At 59.2% G+C, this 8040-nt stretch carries 8 protein-coding genes; 2 read left to right on the forward strand and 6 right to left on the reverse strand.

What is annotated here, in order from left to right; all coding sequences use genetic code 11:
* Positions 1 to 24: 24 nt before the first annotated feature.
* The 6 genes from OIT41_RS20365 to OIT41_RS20390 form a co-directional block, all read right to left on the reverse strand.
* A complete protein-coding gene (locus tag OIT41_RS20365) occupies positions 25 to 1872 on the reverse strand; it encodes a MarR family transcriptional regulator (protein WP_234754204.1) in 1848 nt (615 codons plus the stop codon).
* A gap of 160 nt (positions 1873 to 2032) precedes the next feature.
* Positions 2033 to 2269 carry a hypothetical protein gene (locus tag OIT41_RS20370; protein WP_234754203.1) on the reverse strand — a complete coding sequence of 79 codons (237 nt, stop codon included), beginning with the start codon at positions 2267 to 2269 and terminating at the stop codon, positions 2033 to 2035.
* A 406-nt stretch (positions 2270 to 2675) separates the two neighbouring features.
* On the reverse strand, positions 2676 to 3863 hold the full coding sequence (locus OIT41_RS20375) for an alpha/beta hydrolase family protein (protein WP_264638040.1): 1188 nt from the start codon (positions 3861 to 3863) through the stop codon (positions 2676 to 2678).
* Between the two features lie 12 nt (positions 3864 to 3875).
* Positions 3876 to 4787: a hypothetical protein gene (locus tag OIT41_RS20380; RefSeq protein WP_264638041.1), complete on the reverse strand. Its 912-nt coding sequence runs from the start codon at positions 4785 to 4787 to the stop codon at positions 3876 to 3878.
* A gap of 20 nt (positions 4788 to 4807) precedes the next feature.
* Complete coding sequence (locus OIT41_RS20385) at positions 4808 to 5167, reverse strand: hypothetical protein (RefSeq protein WP_264638042.1); 360 nt, start codon at positions 5165 to 5167, stop codon at positions 4808 to 4810.
* Positions 5168 to 5266: 99 nt separating this feature from the next.
* Positions 5267 to 6175: a MarR family winged helix-turn-helix transcriptional regulator gene (locus OIT41_RS20390; protein ID WP_264638043.1), complete on the reverse strand. Its 909-nt coding sequence runs from the start codon at positions 6173 to 6175 to the stop codon at positions 5267 to 5269.
* A gap of 245 nt (positions 6176 to 6420) precedes the next feature.
* On the opposite strand from OIT41_RS20390, the gene OIT41_RS20395 reads away from it, so the two are divergent.
* Both OIT41_RS20395 and OIT41_RS20400 read left to right on the forward strand, forming a co-directional pair.
* On the forward strand, positions 6421 to 7500 hold the full coding sequence (locus tag OIT41_RS20395; protein WP_264638044.1) for a CHAP domain-containing protein: 1080 nt from the start codon (positions 6421 to 6423) through the stop codon (positions 7498 to 7500).
* Positions 7497 to 7997, forward strand: a complete 501-nt coding sequence (locus OIT41_RS20400) for a hypothetical protein (protein ID WP_264638045.1) — start codon at positions 7497 to 7499, stop codon at positions 7995 to 7997. Before OIT41_RS20395 ends, OIT41_RS20400 begins: the two co-directional genes overlap by 4 nt.
* Positions 7998 to 8040 lie beyond the last annotated feature (43 nt).

An 8040-nucleotide genomic window follows, 5' to 3' on the forward strand; every position in this document is an offset into this window, starting at 1 on the left:
TCACAGAGTACCGAACTACTGCGATCATCCTGTCCGTGAGAACGCCATGTCCGTCAGTGCCCACTCTTCCGGCGGACCTTCAAATGCCTCCCACGGATAGTCCTCACCGGGGGAGAGGAGCTCCGCGACGGTGTTGACGTTCTTGGACAGCCATTCTTTCCAAAGGATTCGTTCGATCCGGTAGCGCTGCAGCTGCGCCGCGACGGCTTCCATAACCCCGAAGTGCTCGGCGAGGACTTTAAGTGAAGTCGATGCCACCACCGACCAGGCCCGTGCCTTATTCCGGGAAATCATGTTCCAAGCGGCCATCACTTCAAGCGATTCACTGACGGATGTCCTGGAGAGCTTGGTCAGCTTGACGATCTCGGAAGTTGACAGGCCAGGAGAGTCTTCGAGTGCTTCGTATACGAAGGCTGCAGGCAATCCCAGTTCCCTGAAGACCGGGCGAAGCGCATGAACCTTACCCTTACGCCAAGATAAATCTTCGGCAACGGTCTTCACTTCCTCCGGCACGGACAGCATATAGAGGTCTCCTTTGGTCCCGCGGCCCTGTTCAACAAGGGTCACCAAAGGGTCTTCCTCGCTGCGGAGTGCTCTGAGGTGTGACCCGACCGTGGTGTGGTCCAGACCGGTAGCCACCGCAATCGACCGGTCACCAAATTCAATGAACCGGGACCCTGTCATGTGCGCTGCCTCCCCCAGAGACCTCAGCACCATCCTCCTAGCAAGCCCGGTTCGTGAATCGGTGTAGGCATGTTCTTTCAAACGCACTGCATTTCGCCAGGTTCGGATGAACTGGTGCTCCGCGTCAGGATTCGATGAGATTGAAGCCCCCTGTAGTACACGGGGCTGTGTAAATGGCTGGCTTGTGGGGGATTTACGAGCATTGTTCTTTCCGTCTCTCGATCCGAGATTTTTGCTCAAATACGTAACCGCATTCAGCCAATCCCTGCGCAATGCTGGGACACGCTGGCGGGAGGCGTAGCGGGCGTAGAAGGAGGCCAGTCCGGGCCACGTCCCCTGCATCATCCGGCGTTCTACATCGACGAGTTCCATGCCGGCGCCCGCGGCCCCGGTGACAATGGCCTGTCGTGCCTCCGAATCGGAGGCATACCGGTTGGTGTCGTATAGCCCTGTCTGGGCCATGAGCTGCATGGTCCGGGACATTCGCCCAGCTGGTTGGTGGAGTCGGGGCGTCTCGGCGGTGGCCGGTGTAATCGTGCCTTCTAGACGGAGTGCCCTGACCGCTCCGATCTCTCCCGCCAGGTCGGCCTTCATGGCCGTCCAAACGGTGGCCGAATTGGGCCGTCGGGCAACGTCGTAAGCCACGGACAATGACATGGCGAGCTCCTGGTGGCCGCCACCCTTGTGAGGGGATCCGGGTGTTCGCATGCAGCCATGCAGGAGATTTTGGTGCGGGGTCTTGTCCAGGGTCCGATACCGGGTGCCCAGCGCCTCGACAAGATCACGCGCTTCAGAAAAGGTGACTCGCTGCTCGAGCGGGATGTAGACGTGCCGGCCGCCATTGGGCGAGTAATCCTCAATCCACCGCGCACTGACCGAATGCAGCCACTTCTGGACGGCGCGGACGTCCGCTTCGACCCAGTCAATACCAGCGACGGAGGAGTCAAAGTCAAGGAAAATAGCACTGCAGGTGCCGTCTTTGCCGAAAATCCGCACGGCGGCGGGAAAGGACGGAAGCGCTCCCGTGAGGGCACGTTCATGTTTTTGCGGGTAGGACCTTCCGCCGTCGCGGGAAAGGCGGACGCGGGGCTGCCCGGCAAGCAGGAGAGCTAGTGCGGCCCAAGCCTCGGCAGGACTGCAAAATGCATGCGGCGCGCCCGGACTCTGTGAGTCTGTGCATGCGCCCATCTCGTGGGGTACGATGATGCTATTCCTTTCAAGGGATAGGAAGATGCCCGGACCGCAAGGCCCGAGTTGATTCTCAAGGACTCTCTACCTCGTCGCCGGCAAGCAAAAAAGGTAGTGAGTCAAATGCTTAGAAGGCCCGCCTCGTGCGGGCCTTCCTCATTTAAGAGGCGATGCGGCCAATAGGCAGCTCCTCCTGAAACTTGTGGTGGTCATGGCGCTCTAGATCGACCTCAAGCTGCTTTGCGACAACCGAGGCCACGTAGTCCGTGATCGTGACGCCCTCAGCTTCGGCGACCTGGGCGACTTGGTCAGCCATCTCGGCAGGCACGCGAAAGCCAATGTACTTGCGGAGGCCCTTGCTTGGACGCCCGCCTCCCCGATGTGCAACAGCAGTCATGTGTCATGTCCTTTGAATCTCGTACAGACTGTCTTCACCTGTACTGGCTTCAGCGCTGTAAATCGTTAGTTCCTTCAACAGGTTTTGGTTACTGTTTTAGGTTCCTCCGAACCTAACATTCAGGGGGCCCCGTGGAGCGGATTTGGTTACTGTAACTAGGCGGCGTGTCGCCTTCGTTATTTTCATTCGATTCCGGCCATGCGAAGTCGTGACGATGCTCTTCTGAGATCGAGCCGGCCGCCGTCCTAGGAACGTCGACCACCGCGACGCCGCTCACGCGATCGCGGCGCTTCGCCCTTTCCTGCTGAACCCTTCCCACAATTCACTCCAAGTCGGCGGTAGACCAAATTGGCCTCAGTAGCGATATTAGTGCACTTGCACCCTATTCAAGCAGCTTATCCTGCATCTACGGTGCACAGGTTGATCCGGGCGTGGCTTCTGTCGGCGTAGCAGCGGTCTCACGCAAGGCCTCCTGCCCCTTGATCCAGGCAGCGACCTCCTCTTCAAACCTTCTGGGCGAAGAGTTCCATTCGCATTGGTGGGGGACCGCAGGGAACTCCTTGAGCGTTACCTTTTCTGGATTGGAGGTAGCGAACTCATCCGAGAGCGAATAGGGTACTTCTGTGTCGCCGTGTGAATGGAGTACCAGCGCCGGAGTGTTCAGGCGGCCAGGTGCATGAGTCCAGTCAAGATTTTCAAAATCCACGGGCTTGGTGAGCGAGGCGAGGCGGCTGAGCAGGGGCGTTGAGAGGATCTTTGGGACGATCTTTGCGACCGTTCGGGGGAGGCCCGCTGTCCGGGCGTTCTCGGCGATGACTGCCTCTGTGTTGGGTCCTGGTGAAACCAGGACTAGGCCGGCGATTAGGTGCCGGTATTTGGAGATTTCGGTGAGAAGCAGTGAGATTGTTGCACCCATTGACCACCCGAACAGATAGAGCGCTTTTGCGCCGTGTTCGGCTGCATACGCGAGTGCCTTTTCAACGTCGTCCGCTTCTAGGCTGCCGTAGTGGCAGACCTGTCCTTGGGCATGATTCTCGGCGTCTCCGAAGTAGGACGGGATTAGCGAGGTCATGCCTAGGTTTGTCGCTGATTCAACACTGCGGAGCATCGAGTAGCGAGAAGATCGGAGTCCGTGCACGTGGATAGCCCAGACATCACGTGATGGATGCTCAGGATGAAAAACCCACGCGGGAAGTTCACCCTCAACTGCCCCGAGACTGATTTCTTCAAAGTCCAGATCGAGCTTTTCCGGTGACACAATCACTTGGCCGGTCCAGCTACCACGCATCTTGCCTGCAGCCAGGGACCCGGTCCATTCAATTATCTCCCGGGTCACCTCAGACGATTCAGGGTTTTCGGATACTACGGCTCCCACAACGATATGAACCCCGGGTAGAAGGAGCCCGTAAGTACCGGGGGCCCGGGTTCGCGGATCTGCTTGCAGTGTCACTTTGCGGCAGTCGGCGGAGACCGTAAGATCCCGCTTTTTGGGTTCCTTCCAGGAAGTCATCTTCTGCCCAAGGGCAGCCGCTGCGGCGACCGGTAGCGATAAAGTAACGAGGGCTGTTGCGGTGATCCAGGGTGTCGGAGCCATACGTGGAAATCCTTACGTTGAGGACGTGAGAGGGAATTCAGTGAGAAGTACATCGGTCCGATGTGTAAGTGCCAGCTCCGAATCGTCCACGACGAATTCGCCTAGAGTCATGAGGTCTCGGACCAGGACTAGCGTTTGGTAGCAGATGATCTTCGGGTCCCTCAGCGCATCGGCAATACTGGGCTTCTCTGTGGCTGTCCGCCCAAGAATTCCGCGCAGCCTTAGTGCGTAATAGAGGAACGCGCAGTACTTGCGCAGCGATTGGATGGAACCCCTGAGAAACCCGATACAGAGGATGATGGCACCGGAGAAAAAAGCCACCACATAGGAGGAGTAAAGCAGGACGGACGCCTGAGTGCTCACGGCGTGCAGGTGCTGCAGCCACAGAAGGCAGACGTCGACCGTGTTGCCGAGGGTGACCAGCGAGAAGCCTGCTATGAAGACTTTGGATCGCTGTGGTGAATCAAGGACTGCCATAAGTGAGAGCAGGGAGATTATCGCGACGGCAGCCAGATAGATAGAGAGATACAGGACTGTCCAAGGTTGATAAATCAATGCCGCAATGAACGCCTCCACAGAGCTAAATCTCTCCTGTTCCCCTGTAATCAGGCTGAACGCGGCCGAGTAAGAGGCGATGCCAAGCATCAGGTAGAGGCGGTAGTGACGGGGCTTGTTTTTGGACGTGTGGATGAGGATGGCCTGGTACATGAAATGGAAAGACAAGGTCGTCGACGTCGCACCCAGCAGGTTCCAGTACCCTCTGGATCCCAGCACAGCGTCGATTGCCTGGACAGGGACCACAAAGCCAAGACAAATGACTGCCACCAAGCCAAAGGCGCCGGCCAGCCATCCTGGCCGGGATGCCTTCGCCCTCAGCGCGTATGGGCCCCGAAGGACCAGAATGAACGCGGTCAGGTAGAGCATCAAAGTCGAGAGTTCCCTCATCATCCGAATGCCTGGCTGTTGCGAGTTTTGCGGCTGATGAGAGAAGTGATCTTGTAGGCGAGAAACTCGGCTTCGCGCTCAGCCTCGTTCCATAGCAGCTGGTCCACAGTGCCGGACTCAAGCTGTGTGCCCGGGCGATCGCACAGGCGGTGTCCGCAAAGAAGATGGCCAAGTTCATGAAAAAGGCTATGCATCTGATACGCGTGCGGATCTATGCCACGGAAGACGATGACCACAAATTCAGGCGTTATGGCGAAGCCGCCGGTGGTCGTTTTGAATCTGTCGTCCACAGTTGATTCGAGAAAGATCGGCTTCCCTATAACGGTTGAAACGGCTTCTACCACTTCGCATGCGGTCATACCTGGAGCCAAATGAATTCCGGAGAGCGCAGCTGCTGTTGCAGTGCGGGACCCGCGCGAGAGCGCGACGGGGACTCCGTCATACTTACGAGCCACCGCTCAGTCCTTTTCGGAAGCGTCCAGTCTTTTCTGAACCAACTCCGCTAAGGCCTGGAGGGCCCCGGCATCCAAGGGTCCGCGGCCGCCGAAGCCTGTAACCCCCGCGAGCAGCAGAGCGTTCTCAGCCCGCATGTGGTTGTCAATCTCCCGAAGGACCTTTTCGTCGTCCGTCAGAAGATACGCTGCGTTGCCTGTGAGTACTTCCGACAAATGTGCCAGGACGTGGTCGCTTACAGGCCCTCCTTGGTCTAAAAGGCTAAACCAGGCCCTGAATGTCAGCGTTACATCGCGCTGAGCAAGAAGGGGACCGTACTTCTCGTAGGCCGTCCTGGGGTCACCGGCATCTTTGATATCTATAACTTGGCGCAGACGCGCTGCCACCACCGCCGAACGGTTTTTCTGTATCTCCTCAAGAGACTGCGCTGACAAGAGGTCAGCGATAGGGCTCTGCTGCGCCCCGAAGCGTTCCTCCAGCACACCCGACGGCGCCACCTTGCTCTGGAGTTCGCGCAGCAGGCTCACCATTGTGCTGATGTTCCTAACGGGAATATCGGAGATGAAAGACCTTAGGAGGGTGAAATCCGTGGCGACTATAGACGCAGCAGCGGTGGTGCCTTCTGCCGTGAGCGACCACAGGACCTTCCGCTTGTCCTCACCCGAGCCACGCTCGACAAGCCCCTTGGCTACAAGGGAATCCACCGACCGGAATGGATCGCGGTTTAGGAGCAGCATCTGGCCAAGATCCTGCATGGAATGAGGACCGGATTCGTTCAATACCAAGAGGATCTCGACCTGAGCACTAGTTAGATCACGAGTGTGTGCATGCTCAAGAACTGCCCGCTCCCACTCCTTCGAGAGTGCCAGGAGTAAATAGCGGAGCTCCGACGGGGCCAGATGTTGTACGGACATAGCTCCCTAGCGTCGGTGAATAGACCTCGCAGTCATTCTAGCCCGCCGGGCAATCAGCTTCTCCGGACTCGCATATGGATGGGGGAATGTGACTTGCAACAGATCAAGAGTTACTGCTACAACTCCATATTCACGCTTTTACAGTGCATATGCACCCTACTGTGCTAAGTTGGCTGTACAGCGCGGCACGGTCACGACGCAGCCCAAGGGCTTCGAACATGCAAGGGGAGCGGGGAGTTGTTCTGATGCAGCGTAAGTCGCTTGGCCTGGTGGCACTCATTGCCATCCCCGGGCTGTTCCTTGGTCTGGTCTTCTCCATGATCCTTTTGTTGGCACCCGCGAAGCCGGCTGCGGCCAACTGTGGCCCGGCTGTGTCTGTCGTCATCGGCGGCAACACCAAGGTTGAGCGGTACACCGCGGAGCAGTTGAAGAACGCCGCGGCGATCATGGGTGCCGGTAAGGCGCTGAATCTGTCCGTGAAGGGCCAAATGATCAGCGTTATGGTCGCCCTGGGGGAGTCGGGCTTGCGGGTGCTGGACCATGGTGACGGACCCGGCCCGGATTCCCGGGGGTTGTTCCAGCAGCGCGGCAACGGCGCGTGGGGCTCCTACTCGGACCGCATGGACCCTGCCACCAGCGCAACGAACTTCATCAAGGCCCTGCAGGGCGTTCCCGGCTGGGAGCTCCTGGAACCGACCATTGCCGGCAATAAGGTTCAGCGCAACGCCGATCCTTACCACTACCAGAAGTACTGGCCCGAGGCGGTCAAACTCGTTCAGGCCCTTTCGAACTCGAAGTTCTCCCTGGAAGGCAGCGGCTGCGCCGTCCCGGGACAGTCCGGGGCCGGGGATGACTACCCGTGGAAAAACTCTCCGACCTGGATGCAGGTCGGCGCGAACACAGCCAGCACCTCGCCGCTGGGCATGTACTTCCGCGAATGTGTTGACTTCGCCCTGTGGCGCGTGAACCAGCAGATGGGCTCCACCAGTGCACCGTTCAAGTTCCTCAACTCCACCTTCCGCCCGGACGGGCAACGGCTGGGTTCTGCTGTGACGTGGAAGGCCGGCTGGGACGCCAAGGGCTGGCCCTCCGGCACCACACCCCGGGTCGGTGCCGTTGTTTGGTACGCGCCCGGGGCCGGGGGAGCGGACCCGACATTCGGCCACGTCGCGGTGGTCAAAGAGGTCAAGGACAACGGGACCTACGTCGAAGAGGGCTACAACGGCAACCCTGCCCCGAACGACCACAGCTACTACACCCGGACAGTGGCCAGCAATGTCCCCTCAGCCTTCCTGTACCTGCCCACTCAAGAGGAGAAGAAGTGAAAAAGCCCTTGGCCCTGCTTACCGTGGCCCTGCTCTGCGTTTCCTGCGCACCGGCACCGGCGGAATCAGCCGGCACCACCGCCACAGCGTCCGCGCCTGTCTCACTGAGCGCCAACAGTGGACCGCAGGCGCCCGGGGGAACAGTCCCTCCCACCATGGGCATCACCTGGGATCAGGCCGGCAAAGACAAAGCGGTGAAAGTCGCTGAGAAGGCAATGGCGGACTTCGCCCGCCCCGCCGTGGAGGAAAAGCAGTGGGCCAATGATCTTGCCCGCTGGCTGACACCACAGGCTACCGCTGACTATTCGGCGGTGGACCCGGCCAACATCCCGGCGACCCGCGTCACCGGTCCGGCCACGCTGACCGTTGATGAAGCCAACGGCTACGGGGTTGTCGCAGCGGTCCCCACCAATGCCGGGACCTACACGGTCCAGCTGCTCCGCACCGGCAAGGATGCCCCGTGGAAGGTCAACCGGCTCACACCACCAACGTCCTAAGTGCGGCACCTCTGCCATCGCACACACGTAAAGGAAGAAGTTC

This window comes from Arthrobacter sp. YA7-1, from assembly GCF_025960325.1.
Lineage (GTDB): Bacteria > Actinomycetota > Actinomycetes > Actinomycetales > Micrococcaceae > Arthrobacter > Arthrobacter bambusae_A.